Annotated in this window: 21 protein-coding genes; 11 read left to right on the forward strand and 10 right to left on the reverse strand. The window is 36.2% G+C overall.

Features of this window, described 5'->3' with window-relative positions; translation table 11 throughout:
• Positions 1-7 precede the first annotated feature (7 nt).
• From ACVFVN_RS00265 to ACVFVN_RS00275, 3 genes are all read left to right on the forward strand, one after another.
• Positions 8-1,894 carry an AMP-binding protein gene (locus tag ACVFVN_RS00265; RefSeq protein ID WP_456233690.1) on the forward strand — a complete coding sequence of 629 codons (1,887 nt, stop codon included), beginning with the start codon at positions 8-10 and terminating at the stop codon, positions 1,892-1,894.
• 9 nt (positions 1,895-1,903) lie between these two features.
• Positions 1,904-3,811, forward strand: a complete 1,908-nt coding sequence (gene acs / locus ACVFVN_RS00270; protein WP_165132438.1) for an acetate--CoA ligase — start codon at positions 1,904-1,906, stop codon at positions 3,809-3,811.
• Positions 3,812-3,877: 66 nt separating this feature from the next.
• Positions 3,878-4,243: a hypothetical protein gene (locus ACVFVN_RS00275; RefSeq protein ID WP_456233691.1), complete on the forward strand. Its 366-nt coding sequence runs from the start codon at positions 3,878-3,880 to the stop codon at positions 4,241-4,243.
• Between the two features lie 63 nt (positions 4,244-4,306).
• Here ACVFVN_RS00275 and pheT read toward each other — a convergent pair whose 3' ends face one another.
• Together pheT and dnaN are read right to left on the reverse strand one after the other, a co-directional pair.
• A complete protein-coding gene (pheT, locus tag ACVFVN_RS00280; protein ID WP_456233692.1) occupies positions 4,307-6,706 on the reverse strand; it encodes a phenylalanine--tRNA ligase subunit beta in 2,400 nt (799 codons plus the stop codon).
• Between the two features lie 149 nt (positions 6,707-6,855).
• Positions 6,856-7,986, reverse strand: coding sequence for a DNA polymerase III subunit beta (gene dnaN / locus ACVFVN_RS00285; protein WP_456233693.1), 1,131 nt, complete (start codon positions 7,984-7,986; stop codon positions 6,856-6,858).
• Between the two features lie 141 nt (positions 7,987-8,127).
• Between dnaN and ACVFVN_RS00290 the strand changes: the two genes are divergently transcribed.
• Positions 8,128-8,484 (forward strand): diacylglycerol kinase, encoded by a 357-nt coding sequence (locus ACVFVN_RS00290; protein WP_456233694.1) that lies wholly within the window; start codon positions 8,128-8,130, stop codon positions 8,482-8,484.
• Positions 8,485-8,492: 8 nt separating this feature from the next.
• Here the strand turns inward: ACVFVN_RS00290 and ACVFVN_RS00295 are convergent, their stop codons facing one another.
• Complete coding sequence (locus tag ACVFVN_RS00295) at positions 8,493-9,386, reverse strand: T9SS type A sorting domain-containing protein (RefSeq protein WP_456233695.1); 894 nt, start codon at positions 9,384-9,386, stop codon at positions 8,493-8,495.
• Positions 9,387-9,540: 154 nt separating this feature from the next.
• Between ACVFVN_RS00295 and ACVFVN_RS00300 the strand changes: the two genes are divergently transcribed.
• The 5 genes from ACVFVN_RS00300 to ACVFVN_RS00320 all read left to right on the forward strand — a co-directional run bounded on the left by ACVFVN_RS00300 (position 9,541) and on the right by ACVFVN_RS00320 (position 13,632).
• Positions 9,541-10,095: a phosphoribosyltransferase gene (locus tag ACVFVN_RS00300; protein WP_165132455.1), complete on the forward strand. Its 555-nt coding sequence runs from the start codon at positions 9,541-9,543 to the stop codon at positions 10,093-10,095.
• 51 nt (positions 10,096-10,146) lie between these two features.
• Positions 10,147-10,725: an adenylate kinase gene (locus ACVFVN_RS00305; protein ID WP_165132458.1), complete on the forward strand. Its 579-nt coding sequence runs from the start codon at positions 10,147-10,149 to the stop codon at positions 10,723-10,725.
• Positions 10,726-10,803: 78 nt separating this feature from the next.
• On the forward strand, positions 10,804-11,787 hold the full coding sequence (gene obgE, locus ACVFVN_RS00310) for a GTPase ObgE (RefSeq protein ID WP_165132461.1): 984 nt from the start codon (positions 10,804-10,806) through the stop codon (positions 11,785-11,787).
• A 7-nt stretch (positions 11,788-11,794) separates the two neighbouring features.
• Complete coding sequence (locus ACVFVN_RS00315) at positions 11,795-12,283, forward strand: DUF6438 domain-containing protein (protein WP_456233696.1); 489 nt, start codon at positions 11,795-11,797, stop codon at positions 12,281-12,283.
• An 86-nt stretch (positions 12,284-12,369) separates the two neighbouring features.
• Entirely contained in the window at positions 12,370-13,632 is a 1,263-nt protein-coding gene (locus tag ACVFVN_RS00320) for a DEAD/DEAH box helicase (RefSeq protein ID WP_456233697.1), read from the forward strand.
• A 47-nt stretch (positions 13,633-13,679) separates the two neighbouring features.
• Here ACVFVN_RS00320 and ACVFVN_RS00325 read toward each other — a convergent pair whose 3' ends face one another.
• The 7 genes from ACVFVN_RS00325 to ACVFVN_RS00355 form a co-directional block, all read right to left on the reverse strand.
• Complete coding sequence (locus ACVFVN_RS00325; RefSeq protein WP_456233698.1) at positions 13,680-14,819, reverse strand: 1-acyl-sn-glycerol-3-phosphate acyltransferase; 1,140 nt, start codon at positions 14,817-14,819, stop codon at positions 13,680-13,682.
• 2 nt (positions 14,820-14,821) lie between these two features.
• On the reverse strand, positions 14,822-15,592 hold the full coding sequence (locus ACVFVN_RS00330; protein WP_456233699.1) for a TatD family hydrolase: 771 nt from the start codon (positions 15,590-15,592) through the stop codon (positions 14,822-14,824).
• A 151-nt stretch (positions 15,593-15,743) separates the two neighbouring features.
• The gene (locus tag ACVFVN_RS00335) at positions 15,744-16,709 is read right to left on the reverse strand and encodes a GSCFA domain-containing protein (protein ID WP_165132477.1); all 966 of its coding nucleotides are present in this window, start codon (positions 16,707-16,709) and stop codon (positions 15,744-15,746) included.
• A gap of 3 nt (positions 16,710-16,712) precedes the next feature.
• Positions 16,713-17,684: a polyprenyl synthetase family protein gene (locus ACVFVN_RS00340; protein WP_456233700.1), complete on the reverse strand. Its 972-nt coding sequence runs from the start codon at positions 17,682-17,684 to the stop codon at positions 16,713-16,715.
• 134 nt (positions 17,685-17,818) lie between these two features.
• Positions 17,819-18,955 carry an anion permease gene (locus ACVFVN_RS00345; RefSeq protein WP_456233701.1) on the reverse strand — a complete coding sequence of 379 codons (1,137 nt, stop codon included), beginning with the start codon at positions 18,953-18,955 and terminating at the stop codon, positions 17,819-17,821.
• A gap of 28 nt (positions 18,956-18,983) precedes the next feature.
• Positions 18,984-19,622: a DUF47 domain-containing protein gene (locus ACVFVN_RS00350; protein WP_165132486.1), complete on the reverse strand. Its 639-nt coding sequence runs from the start codon at positions 19,620-19,622 to the stop codon at positions 18,984-18,986.
• A 141-nt stretch (positions 19,623-19,763) separates the two neighbouring features.
• Complete coding sequence (locus ACVFVN_RS00355) at positions 19,764-21,449, reverse strand: DEAD/DEAH box helicase (RefSeq protein WP_165132489.1); 1,686 nt, start codon at positions 21,447-21,449, stop codon at positions 19,764-19,766.
• A gap of 193 nt (positions 21,450-21,642) precedes the next feature.
• On the opposite strand from ACVFVN_RS00355, the gene ACVFVN_RS00360 reads away from it, so the two are divergent.
• Positions 21,643-22,428 (forward strand): FkbM family methyltransferase, encoded by a 786-nt coding sequence (locus ACVFVN_RS00360; RefSeq protein ID WP_456233702.1) that lies wholly within the window; start codon positions 21,643-21,645, stop codon positions 22,426-22,428.
• A 12-nt stretch (positions 22,429-22,440) separates the two neighbouring features.
• Entirely contained in the window at positions 22,441-23,922 is a 1,482-nt protein-coding gene (locus ACVFVN_RS00365) for a lipopolysaccharide biosynthesis protein (protein ID WP_165132495.1), read from the forward strand.
• Positions 23,923-23,945: the final 23 nt, after the last annotated feature.

A 23,945-nucleotide genomic window follows, 5' to 3' on the forward strand; every position in this document is an offset into this window, starting at 1 on the left:
TAAAAAGATGAATGCAGAAACATTAACCCAAAGAAGTCTAGACAACAAAGAAGAATTCTGGAAAGAACAAGCTGAACAAATTAGCTGGTACAAATTTCCAAAAACCATAACATCTCTTGACGAAAACAACTATAACCAATGGTTTGCAGATGGCGAACTGAATATGTGTTATTTGTGCATCGACAAACATATCGAAGATGGTTATGGTGACCAAGTGGCCATCATCTATGATTCTCCAGTTACAGACCAGAAAAAAAGCTACACCTTCAACCAAGCTAAAGAAGAAATTTCTCGCCTGGCTGGCGGATTAAAATCTCTTGGATTAAAAAAAGGCGATACCGCCGTTATCTACATGCCGATGATTCCACAAACGCTTTTCTCCATGCTAGCCTGTGCAAGGATTGGCGTGATACATAATGTCGTTTTTGGAGGTTTTGCGCCACAAGAGTTGGTCGTGCGTATCGACGATTGCAAACCAAAAATTTTAATTACCGCAACGGCAGGTGTTGAGATTGCACGCCGTATCCCTTATTTGCCTTTGGTTGAAAAAGCGATTGAACTTTCTCAAGACAAAGTAGATCATATCCTCGTTTATAATCGTCAATTGGTTGAAAATAAAAACGAATATTTTGAAGGAACTTTAGATTACGAAGAACTTATCAAAAACTCTGAAGCTACAGATTGTATCGCTGTAGAATCTATCCATCCGCTCTATTTGCTTTATACATCTGGCACAACTGGAAAACCAAAAGGTATTGTCCGTGACACCGGCGGTTACGCAACAGCTCTTAAATTCTCCATGAAATATATATACGCTATAGAACCTGGAGAAACATTTTGGGCGGCATCGGATTTCGGTTGGGCTGTTGGACATAGTTACAGCGTTTATGCGCCTTTAATTAACAGAAATGCAACAGTTATTTTTGAAGGCAAACCTGTTATGACACCCGATGCAGGAACTTTTTGGCGCGTTATTTCCGAGCACAATGTCGTATCGATGTTCACAGCGCCAACTGCCATCAGAGCTATTAAAAAGGAAGATCCCAATGGCGAATTGGTGAAAAAATACGATTTATCTTGTTTAAAAAAACAATTCCTAGCTGGCGAACGTTGCGATGTTGCTACTTTGGATTGGTTTAATGAACATATCGGTGTTCCGGCAATTGACCATTGGTGGCAGACAGAATCGGGCTCACCAATGCTCGGACTTATGACTGGATTTGATGATTATAAAATTAAACGTGCTTCCGCAGGAAAACCTATTCCAGGTTATGATATCAAAATTTTTGATGAAAACGGCTACCAACTCGACGCACACCACGAAGGTTATTTAGCAATAAAACTTCCTTTACCTCCTGGCGCACTACTTGGGGTTTGGAAAGATTTTGAAAGATTTCAGGACAGTTATTTGTCTCAATTCGATGGTTATTACTTTTCGGGAGATGGTGCCATAATTGACGAAGACGGTTATGTTTTTATCACAGGTCGTGTGGATGACGTTATTAATGTTGCGGGACATCGCTTATCAACATCCGAGATGGAAGAAGTGGTATCCTCACATCCCGACGTGGCAGAATGCGCCGTTGTTGGCATTGAAGATGAACTTAAAGGCCAAATTCCATTTGCGACAGTCGTTATTAAAAACGGTTCCGAAATTACAGACGAACAAGTCGAAAAAGAAGTTGTCCAAAAGGTTCGCGAAAAAATCGGCGCTGTAGCAAGTCTTAAAAATGTAATGGTCGTAAAACGACTTCCTAAAACACGTTCTGGAAAAACACTCCGAAAACTAATACGAACTATCCTTGACGGAAAAGAATTCAGCATCCCTTCTACCATAGATGACGAAACGATTATTGAGGAAATTATAGAAAAATTTAAAACCTACAACAAATAACATTTAACAATGAATACCTACCAAATAAAAAACCTCCCAGATTATTTTAAACAATATAAAAAGTCCATTAAAAATCCTAAGAAATTCTGGGACAAAATCGCGGATGAAAATTTTGCTTGGTACCAACGTTGGAGCAAAGTGGTAGAATTTGACATGGAAGAAGCCAATATCAAATGGTTCAAAAATGCAAAAATGAACATCACAAAAAACTGCCTCGACAGACATCTTGAAACGCGTGGTGACAAAACAGCCATCATCTGGGAGCCTAACGATCCTAAAGAAGAAGCACAACACATCAGCTACCGCGACCTTCATGAACGGGTTTGTAAAATGGCAAACGTCCTCGAAGAAATGGGTGTACAACGTGGTGACCGCGTCTGCATCTATCTTCCGATGATCCCAGAATTGGCGATTACCATGTTGGCATGTGCCAAAATGGGCGCAGTACATTCGGTGATATTCGCAGGATTTTCGGCTTCTGCTATTTCTTCTAGAGCTAATGACTGCGGTGCAAAAATTATTGTTTGTTCAGACGGAAGTTATCGCGGCAATAAAGCTTTAGATCTAAAATCCATTGTGGATGAAGCTTTAATACAATGCGACACTGTTGAAAAAACTTTGGTTGTCAAAAGAACACACAATGAAGTCAACATGAAAGAAGGACGTGATTTTTGGCTAGATGACTATTTTCACAAAGCTTCTTCGGATTATGTTACTAAAATCATGGATGCCGAAGATCCATTATTCATCCTTTACACATCAGGCTCGACTGGCAAACCAAAAGGCATGTTGCACACATGCGCAGGATATATGGTCTATACAGGATATACGTTTAAAAATGTTTTTGATTATCAAGAAAATGATATCTTTTGGTGCACGGCGGACATCGGTTGGATCACTGGTCATTCCTATATTCTTTATGGTCCATTAATTAACGGTGCCACAACACTTATTTTTGAAGGTGTACCAACTTATCCAGAGCCCGATCGCTTTTGGGAAGTTATCGAAAAACACAAAGTTACGCAATTCTACACCGCACCTACAGCGATTCGTTCTCTTGCGAAGGAAAGTGTAGAATGGGTGGACAAACACGATTTATCAAGCCTTAAAGTTATTGGCTCTGTTGGAGAACCTATTAATGACGAAGCTTGGCATTGGTTCAACGATCATGTTGGACAAAAAAAATGCCCTGTCGTTGATACTTGGTGGCAAACAGAAACTGGCGGAATTTTAATTTCCCCTTTGCCATTTGTTACACCAACCAAACCTACTTATGCAACACTTCCCTTGCCTGGCGTGCAGCCTGTTTTAATGGATGACAAACGCAATGAAATTACAGGAAATCAAGTTACAGGAAATCTTTGTATCCGCTTTCCATGGCCGGGAATTGCGAGAAGTATCTGGGGTGATCATCAACGCTACAAAGAAACCTATTTTACGGCTTTTCCAGGAAAATATTTCACAGGCGATGGCGCTTTGAGAGACGAAGTTGGTTATTACAGAATTACAGGTCGTGTGGATGATGTGATTATCGTATCTGGTCACAATCTAGGCACGGCGCCAATCGAAGACAGCATCAACCAACATCCGGCTGTTGCAGAATCTGCGATTGTTGGCTACCCTCACGATATCAAAGGTAATGCACTTTATGGTTATGTGATTCTGAAAGAAACTGGAGAAGGCCGAGATCGTGAAAATCTTAAAAAAGAAATCAATCAGTTAATCTCAGACCAAATAGGACCTATCGCCAAGCTGGACAAAATCCAATTTGTATCGGCACTTCCGAAAACCAGATCTGGCAAAATTATGCGTAGAATTTTGAGAAAAATTGCAGAAGGCGACTTTAGCAATTTTGGGGATACATCAACATTATTAAACCCAGAAATTGTCGACGAAATTAAAAACGAGAAAATTTAACATTCTTTAGCTTATTGCTTGTTCGGTTTTTGATATCTCTATAGTTAAACACCAAAATATTTAATTATGTCAAGTATTATCACAGGATTGTTTACCAATCAAAGCAACTACGGAGGTCTAGAAAAAGATTTAGAAGCAAAAGGAATATCTAGCTCGCGCTACATTGTATATTTGGATAAAAATAACCTTAACAATTACGCCGCAAGTGTCGAAGTAGAAGATGATGTGGAAGCTGAAAAAGTTTCGGAAGTATTTAATAAAAACGAAGTCAAAAAGACCTATTTGTTTAATAACATGACGATTAAAGATGCGACGAACTACGACGATTTAAAAAAAACAATCGAGAGAAGAGCAGCCGCAGAAATCCCGAATACACCAGATGTCAAAATCAAAGAAACCGATTCGGGAATTGATTCTCAAGTAAAATTTTAGTCGAAAATAAATCCGCCCAAAATCTAAAGATTTTGGGCGGATTTTAATTTTATGTAAAAAAGGCTAAGCTCTCAGCTCTGCACCGAATTCTTTTTGAAAAGACTTAATCAACGCATTCATCACCTCGTTAATATCTTTATCTTCGAGAGTTTTTTCTTCGTTTAGCAAAGCAAAACTCATCGCGTAAGACTTCTTAGCTTCTGGCAAATTTTTCCCTTCGTAAACGTCAAACAAATTAATCTCTTTCAAAAAAGGCGACTTATTTTTCTTAGCAACCTCGTACAACTCCGCATACGTAATCGATTTGTCAACCAATAATGCAAGATCTCTACGGATTTTATTAAATTTAGGAATGTCAACAAATTTGAAGTTCTCGTTGCTTCTCAAAGACTGACAATTTTCTAATTCGATTTCCGCATAGAAAGCCTCTTGGTCAACATCTGCATCTTTCAATAAAGCTGGTGCAACTTTTCCGATTCTTGCTAAAGTTTTACCTTCCGAAAGGATTTCTAAGGCATCAGAAAAACGACTATCTTCTAAAGCTTTTTCTTCCAGTTTAAGATTTAATCTCTCTAAAAGAAGCATCAAATAAGCTTTTAATTTAAAGAAATCCGAAGTGCTTTTTGGTTGCAACCAATTTTCAGCAAAATCGCGTCCTGTTGTTAAAATAGCCAATTGTTTTCTTTCTTCATATTTCTCAAATTTATGATATATTTTACCCAATTCGAAAAACTTAATATCTGGATGTTTTCTGTTAATATTGTAAGCAGCATTCGCCAAAAGTCCTTCCAACAAAGACGTTCTCATTGTAGAAAGCTCGTTGCTTAAAGGATTAAGAAGTTTTACCGCATTGGTTACGTCTTTTACAGAAGTTAAAGAATTGTTCATCACCTCGTGGAAACCTTGGCTTTGCAGCGTTCTTGCCCAAGCGTTTTCTAAAGCATCTTGATCGTCTAGACTTAATCGTACCGTTGTAAAAGATGTTTTTTGAGGCGCTTCGATTTTGTTATAACCATATATTCTTAAGATTTCTTCGATGACATCAATCTCTCTGGTAACGTCTGCGCGATAAGCAGGCACCGACAATTCCAGACCATTTGTAATCTCGTTAAGAACCGTAATTTCTAGAGATTTTAAAATTTCTTTAATCTTTTCTCTATGAATTTTAACACCCAAAATTTGATCCAATTTAGAATAACGCAAAACCACATAGAAAGGTTCAATCTTAGTTGGATAAGATTCTAAAAGATCTCCAACAAGTTTTCCACCAGCAATATCCTGAAGCATTTTAACAGCATGTGTCAAAATTGTTTTTGTATTGTTAGGATCCACACCTCTCTCGAAACGGAAAGATGCATCGGTATTAAGTCCATGGAATTTTGAAGCTTTTCTTACCGCAACTGGGTTAAAGTAAGCGCTTTCCAAAAATATTTTAGTCGTCGCCACAGACACGCCGCTATTTTCACCACCCAAAACGCCTGCGATACACATTGGATTTTGGTTGCCATCTTTAATCATGATTTCGTTGCCGCTAAGCTTACGCTCTACCCCATCCAAAGTTTTGAACAAAGTTCCTTCTGGCGATGTCCCAACTACCACTTTGTGACCAGCAATTTTGTCCGCATCAAAAGCGTGCAAAGGCTGACCATAACTGTGTAAAATATAATTCGTAATATCGACAACATTGTTAATTGGTGCAAGACCAATCGCCTTGATTCTGTCTTTTAACCATGCTGGCGAATCTGTAACTTTAAGATCTTCCACAACAGCACCTAGATAACGTGGTGTTAGTGCTGTATCTTCTATTTCTATACTAAAATTATGAGTCGCTTCAGAAGTCAATGCTACGGTTTCAACTTTTGAGAATTCTGATCCTAAATTATTGGAGGACAAATAAGAATGAAGATCTCTCGCAACGCCATAATGCGACATCGCATCGGTACGGTTTGGCGTTAATCCGATTTCAAAAACTTCATCATTTATCAATTCAAAATAATCGGCGAAGTTTTCTCCGACTTTATATTTTGTTTCGTCCAAAACCATGATTCCAGCATGATCGTCTGACAGACCAAGTTCGTCCTCGGCACATATCATCCCTTCCGAAACTTCACCGCGGATTTTAGCTTTTTTAATTTCAAAAAAGTTTCCTGTTTTATCATAGATTTTGGTTCCTACAACGGCAACAGGAACAACTTGTCCTGCAGCAACATTGGGCGCACCACAAACAATGTCCAGAACTTTTCCACCTACATCTACCGTTGTTTTGCTAAGTTTATCAGCATTAGGATGTTTCTCACAAGTCAAAACTTTTCCAACAACGATACCTACTAGACTGCCTTTGATGCTTTCGTACTTGTCGATACCTTCTACTTCCAGACCGATGTCTGTTAAAAACATACCGATTTTCTCCGTAGTCAAATTGGTTTTAATGTAATCTTTAAGCCAATTATTTGAAATTTTCATTTTTCTGAATTTGAAATTTTAGAATGCTGACATTTTAATTTCTATTTTAATAAAAATTTGTCAAAAATCCTTTAGTAAAATCTTTATTTAAACAAAATTTGAGACCTGAATTTCAAATCTCAAATTATAAATTTATTATTTATCAATGCTTATAATCCGATTACCGGCATAGAAAGCATCAAAATATTTTCGTTGTCTTCCAAACCGTCGATTGGCTCAATAATACCTGGGCGATTGGGTTGTGACATTTTGAAAGTGATATCGTCTGCTCCTAAAACCGATAACATCTCTGTCAAAAATTTGGAACTGAATCCGATATTAATGTCTTCTCCATTATAATCGCACGGAATCTGCATATCTGCTTTGTTTGCAAATTCTGTATCTTCTGCATGAAGGTGAAGCACATTGCCTGATAATTTGAAACGAACTTGGTTAGTCGATTTGTTTGACATAATAGACGCTCTGCGGATAGAACTCAACAACAAGCTTCTGTTAATGGTCAATACATTTGGATTTTCTTTTGGAATAACTGCGTTGTAGTTAGGATATTTTCCATCGATCAAACGGCAAATCCAAACATTGTTACCAAATGTAAATTGCGCCATGTTTTCGTTGAACTCGATGGCTACTTCCTCCGCCGAATTGTTCAAAATATTTTTGAAAATCGCTAAAGGTTTTTTTGGCATGATGAACTCCATTGGCTCAGCATTCTGCAAATCGGTTCTTTTGTAAACCACCAATCTGTGAGAATCTGTTGATACGAAATTGGTTTCGTTTTCTGCAAACTGGAACAGAACGCCTGTCATTACTGGACGAAGCGAGTCGTTGCTTGTCGCAAACAACGTATTGCTAAGGGCATCAGCCAAAACACCGCCGGGCATTACCACTTTTTGAGACGCATCGAATTCTGGCAACTCCGGATAATCTTCTGCATTGTCTAGTGCTACAGAGAAATTATCTTTCTCGTCCAAAATTTCTAAAACGCTACCATTGCCTTCTGGCGCATCTTTCACAACCAAAGTCAAAGGCTGTTCGCCATAAGTTTTCAAAAAATCCTGAAAAATTTTAGCAGGCACAGCTATCTTTCCTGTATCATCCGACATAACCTCGATAGACGTTATCAAAGTTGTTTCTCCGTCTGACGCAGTCACTTTCAAGTTATTTTGCTCTAACTCAAAAAGATAGTTTTCCAAAATTGGTCTGGATTGCGAACCAGAAATTACACCACTAACAGTTTGTAAGGCTTTTTGCAATTCGCCACTGGCAACAATAAATCTCATAAAAGCTAATTATTTCGATTCACAAAGATAAAAAATTATGGCAAATTGGCAGTCTGATTTCTAATTAATTATCAACAATTACCGTATTAAAGTAATTTTATTTTACTTTTGGAAAGAAATTACTCAAAAATCCAAAGCTTTATGAAAAAACCGCCTTTACACCAAAGTTTCAAATATACTTTTCAAGGTTTTTTTTGGCTTTTACGTAACGAAAGAAATTTCCAAATCCATATTGCAGGATTGTTAATTAATTTGGCGTTGGTCACTATTTTACCTCTTCAGCCTTTAGAAATTATAGTTGTAATTGGCGTTTCATTTTTGGTTTTAATCACAGAAGCGCTTAATACATGCATCGAAAAAATCTGTGACTACATCCAACCTAACTTCGACTCCAGAATCGGAATTATCAAAGACATCGCTGGCGCCGCTGTTTTATTGTCTGCAATATTTGCTGTTGTAGTTGGGCTTTTGGTGTACTGGAAATATATATTTAATTAAAAATTAAATTAGTTTTTCAAAAACTTATTGATAAATTCTGATGTTTTGGTTTTAATTTTTACCACATACAAGCCAGACTTCCAGGATTTAACATCAATTGGAGAAAGCGATTGCGATTGGTAAACTAATTTTCCACTTGCATCGAAAACAGAAAGCACGTCAAGCTCTTTAACACCTTTAATATTCAAAACATCGGCAGTTGGATTTGGATACAACTGAATTTGTACTTTATCAACATTATGAATATCTAAATTGTCTAAATTTTGGATTTTAACATTATCGACTTTAAAGCCGGATTGGTAATTATCGAACTCAAAATCAAACTCTTTAATAGAAGTAACTTGACTATTGAATGTGGAGGTTAAAACTTTCACCTGATCAATAAAATACTCGATTTTTTTGGTACTAAAATCGACATTCACTTTCAGATTATACCATTTGTTTGCTTGCCAATTTTTGGTCGTTATACTGGTGAAATCTCCAACTTCGAGTGTCGAATCAAAATTATAATAAAAGCCACCAAGACGCTCATACTCCTCAACATCCATACTATATAATGTTAGCATATCATAATCCGAAGCACCAACCGAATCCATGTAAACATCTGCAGAGATGGACATTCTTGGATAGTTGGGAACATCGTAAAAAATACCGCCCCAATTTTCTTCCTGCTCCGCATTTGCGGTTATTGACACCGAGTTATTGCCCAAACTCGCAATGGTATTAACAACCTGAGAATGTGACGCATCGACATAGCCCCAATTGCTCCATCCTTTTTGACCATTGAAATTACCCAAAGTAAAGCCTTCGGAAGTTTCAAAAGAAAATTTAGTTTCTTGTGAAAAAATATGCTTTGTTGCTAAGAATACTATAAACGCGGAAAGAAGTAGTTTTTTCTTCATATTATTATTTAAAGGGGAACAAAAATAAACAATCTTTTAAAACAATGATTATATTTTTAAACAATTTACAATATTTAAGATTATTACATAAGTCATATTTTCAAATGATTGTTAATTAATTAAAATCCTTAATTTTGTACTTTCTCAAAAAATTATGGAAAGTATCAAAGTACACGACAAAACTTTTGTCCCTTATCTAAAACATGACGAAATTATTGAAATCGTAAACCGAGTAGCAGCCGATGTCTACGAAGATTACAAAGATGAAAGACCCGTTTTCATCGGTGTACTGAGTGGTGTTATTCAGTTTTTCTCAGATTTCATAAAAGCCTATCCCGGCGAATGCGAAATCGGTTTTATCAAGATGAGTTCTTATGTTGGAACAGAATCCTCCGGTATCGTTTTCAAAGAAATGGAACTTACCAAAGACATCAAAGACCGCCACATCATTCTTATGGAAGACATCGTGGACACAGGTAACACCATCGAAAATCTCTTCACTTACTTCAAAGAGACACAACGTCCAAAATCAATAAGAGTAGCCTCGTTGTTATTAAAACCTGACGTTTATAAAAAAGAATTCAAGATTGATTATGTTGGAAAAGAAATTCCAAACAAATTTGTTTTAGGCTATGGACTGGATTATGATGAATTGGGCAGAAATCTAAAAGATCTTTATCAACTAGAAGAAGGAAACATCAACCATTAATTATAAAAAGTAGAAATCCTTCAAGGTTTCTGAAAAATAAATCTATTAAAAATGATTAACATCGTATTATTTGGTCCTCCGGGAAGTGGAAAAGGGACACAAGCACAACATCTAATTGAAAAGTTCAACCTTCAACAAATTTCCACGGGCGATTTATTTCGTTTCAATATTAAAAACGAAACAGAATTGGGAAAACTCGCTAAATCTTACATCGACAAAGGCGAATTGGTACCAGACCAAGTAACTATCGACATGTTAGTTGACGAACTTAGAAAACCATCAACTGCAGCAGGTTATATATTCGACGGTTTCCCAAGAACAGCTAATCAAACACAAGCTTTGGAACAAATCGTAAAAGACGAACTAAATTCTGAAATTAGCATTTGCCTTTCTTTAGTTGTTAAAGATGAAGTTCTTGTCGAAAGATTACTAAAAAGAGGCGAAACCAGCGGTAGAACAGACGATAGCAACGAAGCTATTATCAGCAACCGTATTAAAGAATATTATGCTAAAACCGCTGAAGTTGCAGAACTATACAAGCAACAAGGCAAATATGTAGAAGTTAACGGCATCGGCGAAATTTCAGAAATTTCTGAAAAGCTTTTCGCAGAAGTCGAAAAAATAAAATAGTTGTCAGTTGTTTGTTGTTAGTTGATAGTTTAACTAAGAGCCGACAACCACCAACCAACAACCATCAACTAAAAAATTATGAGCAATTTTGTAGATTACGTTAAAATTCATTGTACATCCGGTCATGGAGGTGCTGGTTCCGCCCACCTTCGTCGCGAAAAATACATTCCAAAAGGTGGTCCCGATGGTGGCGACGGTGGACGTGGTGGTAGCATTATCATGAAAGGTAACGCACACGAATGGACCTTGCTTCCACTTCGTTACACGCGACATGTTAAAGCTGGTCGTGGCGAAAATGGAGGAAAAAACCAATTAACTGGAGCTGCGGGAGACGATATTTACATTCAGGTTCCTATTGGTACCATTGCAAAAAATGAAGAAGGCGAAATTATCGGAGAAATCCTTGAAGACAAGCAAGAAATCGTTCTTATGCAAGGTGGAAAAGGTGGACTTGGAAATGAGCATTTCAAATCAGCAACCAACCAAACGCCAAGATATGCACAACCTGGGCTTCCAGGCGAAGAAGGTTATGTTGTTTTCGAACTAAAAATCCTTGCAGATGTTGGTTTAGTAGGTTTTCCTAATGCTGGAAAATCCACACTTTTGGCATCTATTTCGGCAGCGAAACCAAAGATTGCTAATTATGCCTTCACCACATTAACACCTAATTTGGGGATTGTAGATTACAGAAATTACAAATCTTTTGTAATGGCAGATATCCCTGGAATTATCGAAGGTGCAGCCGAAGGAAAAGGTCTTGGACATCGTTTTTTACGCCATATAGAACGTAACTCTATCTTACTTTTTTTAATTCCGGCAGATTCTGAAAATCATTTTAAAGAATTCCAAATTTTGGAAAACGAACTAAAAGAATATAATCCGGAACTTTTGGAGAAAGATTATATTATTTCTGTTTCGAAAGCCGATCTTTTGGATGACGAATTAAAAACTGAAGTTTCCGCAGAATTTCCAGAAGGTAAAAAACCAATATTTTTTTCAGGCGTTACTGGTGAAGGACTTATGGAATTGAAAGATGCAATTTGGAAACAACTTCACGGTTAATAATAGTATGAAATACCTATTAAGTCTTTTTAGCATTTTGTTGCTGACGGCTTGTCAGTCTCAAAAATCGGTATCCAAATATCAGACATTAGAATATGAGACAACGCCATGTTTCGGATTTTGTCCAATATTTAAAATTACAATTAATGCCGACAAAAGTGCAACTTTCGAAGCAGAACGTTTTAATTTTGGAGAAAACCATACAAAAACAAATTTTTCAGCAGAACGTGAAGGTACTTTTAAAACCACTATTAAAGCTAAAGATTATAACAAATTGGTCGCTTTGATTGATGAGCTAGATCCAAAACAACTCAATGATTTCTATGGTGATAAAAACATCATGGATATGCCAACTTCTTTTTTAAGAATTAATTATGCCGATGGAACATCAAAAATTATTGAGGATTACGGAAAAAGAGGAACTCCAAAACTAAAAGAAGTTTATAAGTTTTTTGCGGATTTACGCTTAAATCAAACTTGGAAAAAAGTAAAATAGCAGACTTAATTTTATTTAAGCTAACTTTGCAATATCAAATTCCTTCTACATGAGGGAATTATTTTTTTTAAATATAAATCATCAATTTGAATTTCACAGACCTCCAACTTATAGAACCTATCGTTAAATCGATTCACGAATTAGGATACACCAACCCAACACCCATTCAGCAAAAAGCCATTCCAGAAGTCCTAAAAGGCTGCGACGTACTAGGTTGCGCCCAAACCGGAACGGGAAAAACAGCAGCTTTTGCGATTCCGATGTTACAAAATCTTTCGCATTCGAAGTATAAAAACAATAAAAAAATAAAAGCCTTAATCTTGACACCAACACGAGAATTGGCCATTCAGATAGAGGAAAATTTTAAAGAATACGGCAAACGTCTTCCACTGAAATCGTTGGTAATTTTTGGTGGTGTTAAACAAGGCGCACAGGAAGCTGCGATCCGAAAAGGTGTTGACATATTAATCGCCACGCCTGGACGATTGTTGGATTTTATAAATCAAAGAATCATTAATCTGCAAGATTTAGAAGTTTTCGTTTTGGACGAAGCCGACCGTATGTTGGACATGGGATTTGTACATGATGTGAAACGAATTATCAAACTTATTCCTCAAAAAAGACAAACATTATTTTTCTCGGCGACAATGCCAAAAGAAATTAGCGCCTTAGCCAACAGCATTCTTCAGAATCCTGTGAAAGTCGAAGTAACGCCCGTTTCATCAACAGCAGATACCATTCAGCAAAGTGTATTTTTGGTTGAAAAAGATGATAAACTGGAACTTTTGATTCACGTTTTACAAGACCAAAAGATTGATCAATTGTTGGTCTTTTCGAGAACCAAACACGGCGCAGACAAAATTGCAAGACGACTTCATAAAGCCAACATCTCTGCGGAAGCGATACATGGTAACAAATCTCAGAATGCCAGACAAAATGCCTTAAACAATTTTAAATCTAAAAAAACGCGTGTTCTGGTTGCAACCGATATCGCTGCGCGAGGCATTGACATTGATGAGCTAAAATACGTCCTGAACTTCGAATTGTCAGATGTTTCGGAAACTTACGTTCACCGTATCGGAAGAACGGGACGCGCAGGTAATGATGGGACGTCGTTCTCTTTCGTTGACGGTTTGGACTTGGTGAATCTTCGTAATACCGAAAAATTAATTGGTAAAAAAATCCCTATCAATCGCGATCATCCTTATCATACAGATAATCTTATCGAGCAAAAACGCGATAGCAATAATAAGGCTGCTGCCAACACAAGACCTTCCAAAACACAGGAAAAAGAAAAAGTCGCCAAAAAGAATTATTATAAAAAAAGTTCTAGACAAGGCAAAAAATAAACAAAAAAAACGTCATAAGATTGATACTTATGACGTTTTTTTATAAACTAAAACTCGAAGCCTAATTTCTCTTTATTAACCACTGGATTGGCGTAGTGACTTAGAAAATGCGTCTTGAGTTCGACATCATTTTTATCGATACTTAAAGCCATTCTACGTTCAAACAATTCCTTTTCATCTTGCGTGTAATATGCAGAATAACGATTTGCCTCGTTAAGAATATCCAACGCGATGAAACTGTTTGGGAATAATCTATAATTACTAATAATCGCTTTATCAATCGACTCTGCAATCATTTGGATTTGCTGATTATTGTTTTCAGATTTCGATTTTATCTCATCCAAAGTCTCGCTAAGCACTTCTCCAAAATGGATGTGGATTCTTTTCTTTTGTCCCAACACGCCAGCCATCACATTTTCAAAATCTTCATTTTTCGACTTTACAAGCACTTCAGAATTTTTGGACTGAATTGCTTTATAGGTTTTCAGTTTATCCGTCGGATCATATTCGTAAGAAATGCTGACAGGAACTATATTCAAGCTTTTAAAATAATCACAAACATCAGACTTTCCATTGGTCATTGCAATCATTTTGAGAACGCCAGGATGTGTGGTATCGTTACCATCTTTTGTACGACCTTCACGCTGTGCAATCCAAACCGATTGATGCCGATTTAGAATTAAATCTTTGATATAATCTGACATCAATTGACTACTTTTCAAAAGTTCGCGCGGCGAAACATCACGTTTAACCAAAAAATTTCTGTTAAGCTTCGCCAAAACCATAAAAATATCGCGCTGTACCAGATTATCACCAATAGCGGAAGCCGTCAACTGAAATCCATTTTCTAGCAAAGCCAAATTGATCAAACTCGTATCCAGAACAATATCTCTATGATTGGAAATGAAAAGATAGGTTTTATTTTTATCCAAATGTTCTAAACCTGAAATCGTCAAACCATCCGAAGATTGTTTTAAAATATTACGAATACAATGGCTGATGACTTTATCCTGAAAATCTTCGATACTATCAATTGATGCTAAAATATTTGAAATTTCGTTTTCGGACTTTCCCGGAAAAGCGAACTGTAACAAAGCCATCATCATCGGATGTTTTGCCATCGATTGTAACGCAGGATGTACTTCTTCCCTATTATAAAATCGAATTGAATCTAAACAAGAATCCATAATTAATTATTAATTCCAAAAATTTTTAATGCTGTTTCTGTTGTCCTTTTGTTAATGTCCTCAAACGAAACGCCATAGATATCTACCAGTTTTCCGGCAACCAATTCTACATAAGCACTTTCGTTACGTTTGCCACGATGAGGAACGGGCGCAAGATAAGGCGAATCTGTCTCCAAAACTATTTTATCTAAAGGAATTTGATTCAAAAACTGATCGACTTTTCCGTTTTTAAACGTTGCTACGCCGCCAATTCCTAAAACAAAACCTAAATCCAAAGCATGATTCGCTTGCTCTAGATCTCCTGAGAAACAATGAAAAACACCTCTAAGTTTCGGATGTTTTTTTCGTTCTAAAACCTCGAATGTTTCATCAAAACTGTCGCGGGTGTGGATGACAATTGGCCAATCTTTCTCAATCGCCCAATCTATTTGTTGTTCAAAAGCTTTAACCTGAATATCCAAAGTTGACTTGTCCCAATAAAGATCAATCCCAATTTCGCCAATCGCAACAAAATCGCGTTGATCGATGTATTTTTTCACCAAATTCAATTCGTTCTCCCAAGATTCTGGCTTAACAGAACATGGATGAAGTCCCATCATAGCGAACATCTTATTGGGATAATTAGATTCTAAAGCGAGCATTTTTTCATGCGTTTCCGAATCGATGGCTGGCAAGATAAATTTTTCTACGCCTTTGTCTAAAGCGCGCTGAATCATTTCTGCTCGATCGACATCGAATTGTTCCGAATATAAATGAGTATGTGTGTCTATCATTTTTAAAATTTTGTAAAACTGTTTTATAAACTCTTAATGAGGATGTATTTAACAGTTAGTGGCTGTGTTGCACAACTTTTTTCGAGATGGAAATATTCTGCACAAATATTGGTGGAAATAGCTCCTAAAAAACTACAAATCAAAAAATCTTCTAAAGATCAACATTTTCAAAAATTGAATGTTTGGCTTTTTGGCGCTGATTTTCTATTTTCTGTTTTAAGTTTTCCAAAAATTTTTGATGTTTTGGACTTTCCTCATCGGAAGATTTATGCTTGAGCGCAGCTTGGATTTTGTTATTTTCATTAATGAACAATTTGGTATCATCGGCGAAAAAAGCTTGTCCAAATTTCTCCCAAATATATTGCACCGCTTGCTCATTCGGGTGAATAAGATCGTCTTTATAAAAGCGATAATCCCGCAAATCGTCCATTAAAATTTCGTAAATCGGAAGATAATAGCAATTGTTATAATTGGGGATAACATCATGCATTGCCGATAAGAGTTTGGCTTTGCTCAGACTATTTTCGGTCATGCCATCTTTGGTGTGACGAACGGGCGATAAACTGAACAAAATCTGAACATCCTCTGGACAGATATCCTTGATGCATTCTATACTTTCCGCAATATTTTGGCGAAGTTCTTCATCTGTCAAGAATCTTTTGTTAAAAAACTTTTGTGGAATTTTATGACAGTTGGCAGCAATTTTATTTTTTGGTAAAAATTCATAAACGAAAGCACTTCCGTAGGTGATAATCACCCATTTTGTGGTTTGTAAAAAGTCGTTAGCAGCTTGTAACTGGCTATTGATTTTTTCCAAAATCTTATGTGCAAATCTGGAATCAAAAGAGGAGTGATGATCCAAACTCATGAACAAGTCATTGGCCAAAATCAAGTCAATCTCCGAGTAATCTTTCCCTTTATAAATCCTTTGCAAGGCAGTGTTAATCGCATACGGATTGAACAAAGTCCCAAACGGATTATTAAAAGTCTGGAGTTGACCCTCCTTTAATTTAGTATGAATCTCGGTTGCAAAACAAGAGCCGATCGAAAATATAGAATCTTCGATATCTATGTTTTTTTCTACAGCATTAATGTCAACTTCTGTTCTGAAAATCATAATCTATTTTTCTCTTTTCAACAAATATTCTGCAAGTTCTAAAAGGGCTTGTTTTTTCTCTGGCGCAACCTTTATTTTTTCTAAATGTTCTAAAGCTGTTTCGCTATGTTGATGTACCAGGCGAAGCACTTTTTCTTCAACTTTGGTACGTCTAAAGATTTTTTCTACACCATAGATTTTATCAACATTATCGGTTTTTTTGGAATACCAATAATCGAGTTCTGCACGTTCTTCATCATTAGCATGTTCCAAGGCTGTTAAATAGAGAATTGTTTTTTTGTTTTCGTATATATCGCCCGCATGTTTCTTACCTACTGCTTCTTGGTCGCCATAGACATCAAGATAATCATCCATAATCTGGAAAGCTATACCAATATGTTTTCCAAAGTTATAAATTGATTCGGCATCTTCATCGCTTGCGCCAGCTATTAAAGCTCCAATTTGTAAAGAAGCCGCACTTAGAGATCCTGTTTTGTAAGTAATCATCTTGATGTAATCGTCATGGCTTACATTGCTCATGCTTTCGAAATTAACATCGTATTGTTGACCTTCACAAATGACAATTCCTGTATCTGTAAATATTTTTAAACATTTTTTAAATAATATGGGCTCTAGATCCAAGAAAAACTGATAGGCTTTAAAAAGCAAATTATCCCCCGACAATATCCCTACATTAAGGCCATATAAAGTATGAATTGTTGCTTTGTTACGACGAAGTGGCGCTTCATCCATAATATCATCATGAATCAAGGTGAAGTTGTGAAAAAACTCAATGGCTAAAGCGGGTTTTATCGCATCATCCAAATTACCATCAAAAAGCTCGCAAGCCATAAGTACCATAATAGGGCGCATCCTTTTGCCACCATGCGCCATAATGTAGTTCATGGGTGTATAAAGTTCTCCTGGTTGATCATTAAAACGATAGTTTTCTACGGCTTCGGAAACGATGTTCTGGTATTTATCTAAAAAGTTCATAAACAAATTTGATTTATGCAAAAATACAATTTTTAAACGGTTTTAGTCCATCAAGAAGTTATGCAAAACCGTTTAAAAAAAAAAACTTTGTCTTAAGAAAGACAAAGTTTAATGATATTTAAAATTCTAAAATTTTAGAATGCAATAACGATAAGATAAGTAATCCCTGCAACAATGGCACTAATAGGAATTGTTAAAATCCAAGCCCAAAGAAGACTTACCGTAACACCCCAACGTACAGCAGAAATTCTTTTTGTCAAACCAACACCAATGATAGAACCTGTCACCGTGTGCGTTGTAGAAACAGGAATACCAAAGTGGTCTGTAATAAATAATGTAATTGCACCTGCTGTTTCAGCACTTACACCTTCCAAAGGCGTTACTTTTGTGATACGCGTTCCCATGGTTTTGATGATCTTCCAACCACCGCTCATCGTCCCCAAAGCAATTGCTAAGAACGATACCAAAGGCACCCAAATATAATGTTCTGTAAAGAAGTTGAAACGCTCACTAGATTCCATTAACGCATATTGGTCATTCAGGATATTAACATGGTAATAGATAACCGCTGCCCCGATGATCCCCATAACTTTTTGAGCATCATTAAGACCATGTCCAAGACTGAATAACGCTGAAGATACCAACTGCATTTTCTTAAATTGTCTTTCAGCTTTGTGAGGATTTGATCTCTTATATATCTGAATGATAATGAGGGTAATGATAATTGAAATTATCATACCGATTAAAGGCGCCAAGAAAATAAATAGAAAAATAGGAATAACAACCTTAAACTTCACAACATCTTGCGAAAAGAGTTGTTTAAAAGCTTCTCCCAAAACTTTCACCGTCGAATAATCTGGATGCGCCGCACTTACCGCTTGATAATCTAAAGCCAAAGCATGCATCAAAGCAGCTCCGATAAATCCACCAATTAAGGTATGAGACGATGAGGACGGGATCCCAAACCACCATGTTAAAAGATTCCAAGCAATTGCCGCGATAAGTCCCGCAAAAATCACTTCCAGGTTGATATAATTTTCGTTGACCGTTTTGGCAATGGTGTTACCAATTTTAAACTCGCCAATAATATAAGCTGCGATAAAGAAAGCAGCAAAGTTCCAAACTGCGGCCCATAATACGGCCTGAAACGGGGTTAATACTTTTGTGGAAACGATGGTTGCAATAGAGTTAGCTGCATCGTGAAACCCGTTGATATAATCAAATATTAAAGCTAATGCAATAATAACAATCAGTAAAATTGGAAAATCCATTCTTTTTTATTTTGTTATGTGAATAGATTTAGGCGTATTTAATGACAATACTTTCCATTGTGTTAGCAACATCTTCTGCTTTATCTGTAACCACTTCAAGATAATCAAGAATTGACTTTTGCTTGATAATTAAAATCGCATCGTTGGTCTCGAAAAGCTTAACTGTCGCTTGGCTCAATACATCGTCGGCAATATTTTCGTACGAATTAATTTTAATACACGATTCTTTAACCTCGTTTGGATTTTTGAAATCTTTGAGATTTGCTAATGCATGTTTGATCTCCACGCAAGATTTGTAAATTAATAAAGAAAATTCTGAATATACTTTGTTTTCTGGGGTTTTGTAAAGATAAATATACTTAGCCGATGCATAAATATAATCTGCAATATCGTCTAATCCTGCTGCAAGAAGGCTGATGTCTTCTCTGTCGAAAGGTGTGATAAAATTCTCTCCCAACTGCACGAAAATCTCGTGTGTTAAGTCATCCATTTTATGCTCGTAATCGCTCATTTGATTTAGCATTGACTCGTCATTTACATCAAATTCTAAAAGACCATCATGAAAGGTTTTTGACATTTCAACTAATGTGTCTGCTACTTTTTCGAACAAATCAAAGAAGATTTTGTCTTTTGGCTGGAATGCTCTGAAAATATTTCCAATTCCCATTTTATTTTTATTTACAGTTTTTGTGACCACAAATATCGTTAAATAGGTTAAGCTTAATAACAATGCAATGTTAATAAATTATTAACAATCAAAAAGCCTGCATCACTTGGATACAGGCTTTTTATTATTATTTTGAGATGTTTAGTTTGCGACTTCTGCGCGCATCTCTTTTCCTTTAAACTTCTGTGTTTGAAGGCCTTTAACAACTTCATCTTTAAAAGATTTTTCGATTTCGAAGAATGAGAATTTCTCTAAAATCTCAATATCTCCAATATCTGCTCTTTTCTTAGACTTAGAAGTGGCTTTGTTAATAATCTCTAACATATCAACTTTCTTCAACTGGTCGCGTTTTCCAAGGTTAAAGAAGAAACGCACCATATCTTCGTTATTTCTTCTTCTACCGCCTTCGCGTCTTCCGCCTTCTCTTCTCTCACGAGGTTCGCCTCTTCTTTCGCGCTCTCTACCTCTTTCTCGACGGCTTCCTCTGTCATCTCCACCATTAAATTTGGCTTCAACCAAATCGTTACGATCTTTGTAATACAAAGCCAATTCTTTCAACTGGAACTGTAACAACTTGTGCACCAATTCCTCTTTTGAGAATTGGGACAAATCTGGAATCAACGCATCATCAAAAGCGAAAATATCTTCAGAATTCTCGGTTAATAGTTTTTCAAAAACACCATTAACCTGGGCCTTCACAATATCATCACCTGTCGGGATTTTCCCTTCTGTGATTTCTATCTTTGTAGAGGCTTTTATTTGTTTTAGTTTTCTACTTTCTTCAGGTTTTATTAAAGATAGAGAAATACCATCTTTACCTGCACGTCCTGTACGACCACTTCTGTGTACAAAAACTTCTGGATCATCTGGTAAAGAGAAATGAATAACATGCGTTAAAGAATCTACGTCTAATCCTCTAGCAGCAACATCTGTCGCTACCAAAATATCGATATTCTTCAAACGGAACTTCTTCATAACCGTATCACGTTGCGCTTGTGACAAGTCGCCATGAAGTGCATCTGCTGCATAGCCGTTTTGCATTAAGAAATCTGCAACTTCTTGCGTTTCCATTCTTGTACGGCAAAAGATAATCGAATACTGATTAGGATTCGCATCGATCATTCTCTTCAAAGCTTCTTTCTTTTGACGGTAACCCACTACGAAATATTCGTGCTTGATGTTCTTTTTAACTTCGTTAATAGAACCAACCGAAATACGGTGCGGATTTGTCAAATAGTTTTTAGAAATTCTTTCTACCTCTTTGTTCATCGTTGCCGAGAACAAAAATGTCTGTTTGGTTTCTGGTGTTTCACTGATAATCGTTTCCAAATCATCTTTGAAACCCATAGACAACATTTCGTCAGCCTCATCCAACACCAACCAATGGATGCTAGAAAAATCTAAAGCTTTTCTGTTGATAAGGTCAATCACACGTCCTGGAGTCCCCACAATAATTTGTGGTTTCTCTCTCAAAGAACGGATCTGCTCCATAATACTACTACCTCCATACACCGCAGTTGTTTTGATGTTTGGTAAATACTTGGAGTAAGTTTTTATGTCTTTTGTAATTTGAAGACATAATTCTCGCGTCGGACAAAGCACCAAAAATTGGATTTTGCGACTCGTATCGTCAATCATATCCAAAATCGGAAGCGAAAACGCCGCTGTTTTGCCTGTCCCGGTCTGCGCAAGTGCGATAAGATCGCGGATATCTGATAAGATAAATGGGATAGTCTGTTTTTGGATTTCTGTAGGGCTTTCGTAGCCCATCTCGCCAATTGCCTTCTGTATGTCAGGACTTAAACTGGACTCGGAAAATAACTTCATTAAGTTGTATAAAATTTTTGCAAAGATACAATTTTATTTTTGACAATTTTTATAAACTTTTGTTAACAAATATATATTGGGATAAAAGCAATCAAAATTAAATAGAAAACTGACACTCAATTTTTTTTAAAAAAAATCTGCAAAATACGGGAGAAAAACATCATATTTACTACTTCAAATCTATTATGCTTCCATGGGTTTATATAGTGACATCGCCGAATATCTACAGTACATATCGCCTCGTTTTTATAAGTCGCGCTATTTTAAAAAACTAAAAAACCTTAGTCCAAACAATATTATCGAACGAAATGTGGAACCCGAATTTTGGTGGGTTAAAAACTATCTTAAAAAAGATGCTGTATTTATTGATATTGGGGCAAATGTTGGCGCTTATCTTTATTTATTACAAAATCATTTGAAGCCCAAAAATATATTTGGTTTCGAGCCCAATCCAGAGCTCAATTCACGTTTGAAAAGACTATTTCCAAATATGCACATTTTCTCATCAGCTTTGTCCGACGAAAACCTGAATGCGGAATTCAAAATCCCAGTGATTAATGGTCAAAAAGTACATAGCCGTGGAACCTTGCAAACACAAATTAAAGAAAAAGATGAGGAAAAAATTATTCTGCAAACAGTACAAGTGGTGAAAATGGACGACCTAAATCTCAATACTTCAAAAATTGATTTTATAAAAATTGATGTCGAAGGCAATGAAATGAAAACACTTCGAGGCGCCCAGAAAACTATTCTACAACACCGACCAACACTCATGGTGGAGATGGAACAACGCCATCATAAAGAACCAATTTGGAGTTTGATATCTGAGATTGAAAGTTGGGGATTTACAGCGAATTATCTCGACCGAGAAAGTTTGAGTTTAAAAAAATTAACAGAAGAATTCATACTTTTGCAAGATTCGACTAATGTTAAGAATTATCAATTTTACATTAATAATATTATTTTCATTCCAAATTAACAAGAACACAACATGAGCGTTGTTGCACGTCAAGGCATAAAATATTCAATTATAGGTTATCTGGGGACATTATTGGGAATTATTTCCTCAATTTTCATATTTCCACATGACATGGAGTTTTATGGGAAATTGCGATTTATCCTTCCTACAGCCGAAATGTTTATCCCAATAGTTGTTTTTGGATTGTCATTTTCTAATGTGAAATTTTTTTTAAAAACCAAGGAAGATGGCAAACATCACAATTTCCTCAGCTTATCTTTGCTTGGCGTTGTCATCAATTTCATCATTTTTTGTGCGCTATATTTTTTAGCAGCCACCCTTTTTCCAAACTTAAAAAATTCCGAAACATGGCAAATGAAAAATCTTATTTTTCCCATGATTTTGGTTTTAGCGTTATCATCGATTTTTAATAAATATATTACCAATTATAAACGGATTGTTGTCTCCAATATTTTTGAAAATCTGGTGCCAAAACTGGCTAATCTTGGTGCTTTTATCATTTTTGTATATCTATGTTTCTCCGAAAAAATAGCTTATGCCTTTTTCTTCGGAATGTTTGTATTAACACTTCTTGGTTATGCATTTTATGCTAATAAGCTCGAAAAAATCCAACCCGATTTCAGTACAAATTATATTAAAAAAGACCAATTTTGGAAACAAATTTTCTTTTACAGCTTGTTTGGATTTTTGGGAAATATCGGTAATTATCTCGCCGTAAGGATTGACAATTATATGATCGGCGAATTTATCGACTTCGAGGCCAACGGCGTTTACAGCACTATTCTCGCTATTATTGGTATTATTAATGTGCCACAAATGGGGCTTTTCAATATTTCGGCGCCGATTATCAACAAAAGTATTAGCGAACATAATTTCGAAGAACTCGACCACTTTCACAAAAAAACATCACTAAGTTTGTTTTTCTTAGGTTTGTCTTTATATTCGTGTATTTTGGTAGGATTTCCCTATTTAACAGACCTTATCAAAAATGGCGATTTGTTAAAACAAGCGGAACCTGTGGTTTGGATTCTCGGCTCCGCATTTATTTTTGATCTAGCGACAGGTTTCAACGGCCATATTATCTCGTTGTCAAAATATTATCGTTTTAATATTGTCATCATGTTAATCTTGGCAAGTTTAACTATTGGGCTTAATTTTGTTTTTTTAAAATACACCGATTTAGGAATTATTGGCATTGCGATGGCAACGGCTATTTCTCTTTCTATTTTCAACAGTATTAAAATCATTTTTAATTATCAAAAATTCAAAGTTTTCCCTTTGAGTATGCCGATGCTTTATGCGTTGGTATTAAGCTTTTGTGCGATTAACATTGCGATCCTAACACCCAACTTTTCAAACAGTTTACTGAATTTATTTTTAAAACCAAGTATTGTTATAGCCATTTTATTAATCGGAAATCACTTTATGAAAATCTACCCTTTGGATAAATATCTGAACAAAAACTTCTTCAGAAGCCTTACAAAATTCAAATAAAAAAAAGGAAAAGTTTGGCAGGG

The organism is Soonwooa purpurea, assembly GCF_053891095.1.

Excerpts from the sequence above, each read along its gene's own strand:
- ACVFVN_RS00265 (WP_456233690.1), top strand. The coding sequence starts at position 8 with ATGAATGCAGAAACATTAACCCAAAGAAGTCTAGACAACAAAGAAGAA.
- acs (WP_165132438.1), top strand. The coding sequence starts at position 1,904 with ATGAATACCTACCAAATAAAAAACCTCCCAGATTATTTTAAACAATAT.
- ACVFVN_RS00275 (WP_456233691.1), top strand. The coding sequence starts at position 3,878 with ATGTCAAGTATTATCACAGGATTGTTTACCAATCAAAGCAACTACGGA.
- pheT (WP_456233692.1), bottom strand. The coding sequence starts at position 6,706 with ATGAAAATTTCAAATAATTGGCTTAAAGATTACATTAAAACCAATTTG.
- dnaN (WP_456233693.1), bottom strand. The coding sequence starts at position 7,986 with ATGAGATTTATTGTTGCCAGTGGCGAATTGCAAAAAGCCTTACAAACT.
- ACVFVN_RS00290 (WP_456233694.1), top strand. The coding sequence starts at position 8,128 with ATGAAAAAACCGCCTTTACACCAAAGTTTCAAATATACTTTTCAAGGT.
- ACVFVN_RS00295 (WP_456233695.1), bottom strand. The coding sequence starts at position 9,386 with ATGAAGAAAAAACTACTTCTTTCCGCGTTTATAGTATTCTTAGCAACA.
- ACVFVN_RS00300 (WP_165132455.1), top strand. The coding sequence starts at position 9,541 with ATGGAAAGTATCAAAGTACACGACAAAACTTTTGTCCCTTATCTAAAA.
- ACVFVN_RS00305 (WP_165132458.1), top strand. The coding sequence starts at position 10,147 with ATGATTAACATCGTATTATTTGGTCCTCCGGGAAGTGGAAAAGGGACA.
- obgE (WP_165132461.1), top strand. The coding sequence starts at position 10,804 with ATGAGCAATTTTGTAGATTACGTTAAAATTCATTGTACATCCGGTCAT.
- ACVFVN_RS00315 (WP_456233696.1), top strand. The coding sequence starts at position 11,795 with ATGAAATACCTATTAAGTCTTTTTAGCATTTTGTTGCTGACGGCTTGT.
- ACVFVN_RS00325 (WP_456233698.1), bottom strand. The coding sequence starts at position 14,819 with ATGGATTCTTGTTTAGATTCAATTCGATTTTATAATAGGGAAGAAGTA.
- ACVFVN_RS00330 (WP_456233699.1), bottom strand. The coding sequence starts at position 15,592 with ATGATAGACACACATACTCATTTATATTCGGAACAATTCGATGTCGAT.
- ACVFVN_RS00335 (WP_165132477.1), bottom strand. The coding sequence starts at position 16,709 with ATGATTTTCAGAACAGAAGTTGACATTAATGCTGTAGAAAAAAACATA.
- ACVFVN_RS00340 (WP_456233700.1), bottom strand. The coding sequence starts at position 17,684 with ATGAACTTTTTAGATAAATACCAGAACATCGTTTCCGAAGCCGTAGAA.
- ACVFVN_RS00345 (WP_456233701.1), bottom strand. The coding sequence starts at position 18,955 with ATGGATTTTCCAATTTTACTGATTGTTATTATTGCATTAGCTTTAATA.
- ACVFVN_RS00350 (WP_165132486.1), bottom strand. The coding sequence starts at position 19,622 with ATGGGAATTGGAAATATTTTCAGAGCATTCCAGCCAAAAGACAAAATC.
- ACVFVN_RS00355 (WP_165132489.1), bottom strand. The coding sequence starts at position 21,449 with ATGAAGTTATTTTCCGAGTCCAGTTTAAGTCCTGACATACAGAAGGCA.
- ACVFVN_RS00360 (WP_456233702.1), top strand. The coding sequence starts at position 21,643 with ATGGGTTTATATAGTGACATCGCCGAATATCTACAGTACATATCGCCT.
- ACVFVN_RS00365 (WP_165132495.1), top strand. The coding sequence starts at position 22,441 with ATGAGCGTTGTTGCACGTCAAGGCATAAAATATTCAATTATAGGTTAT.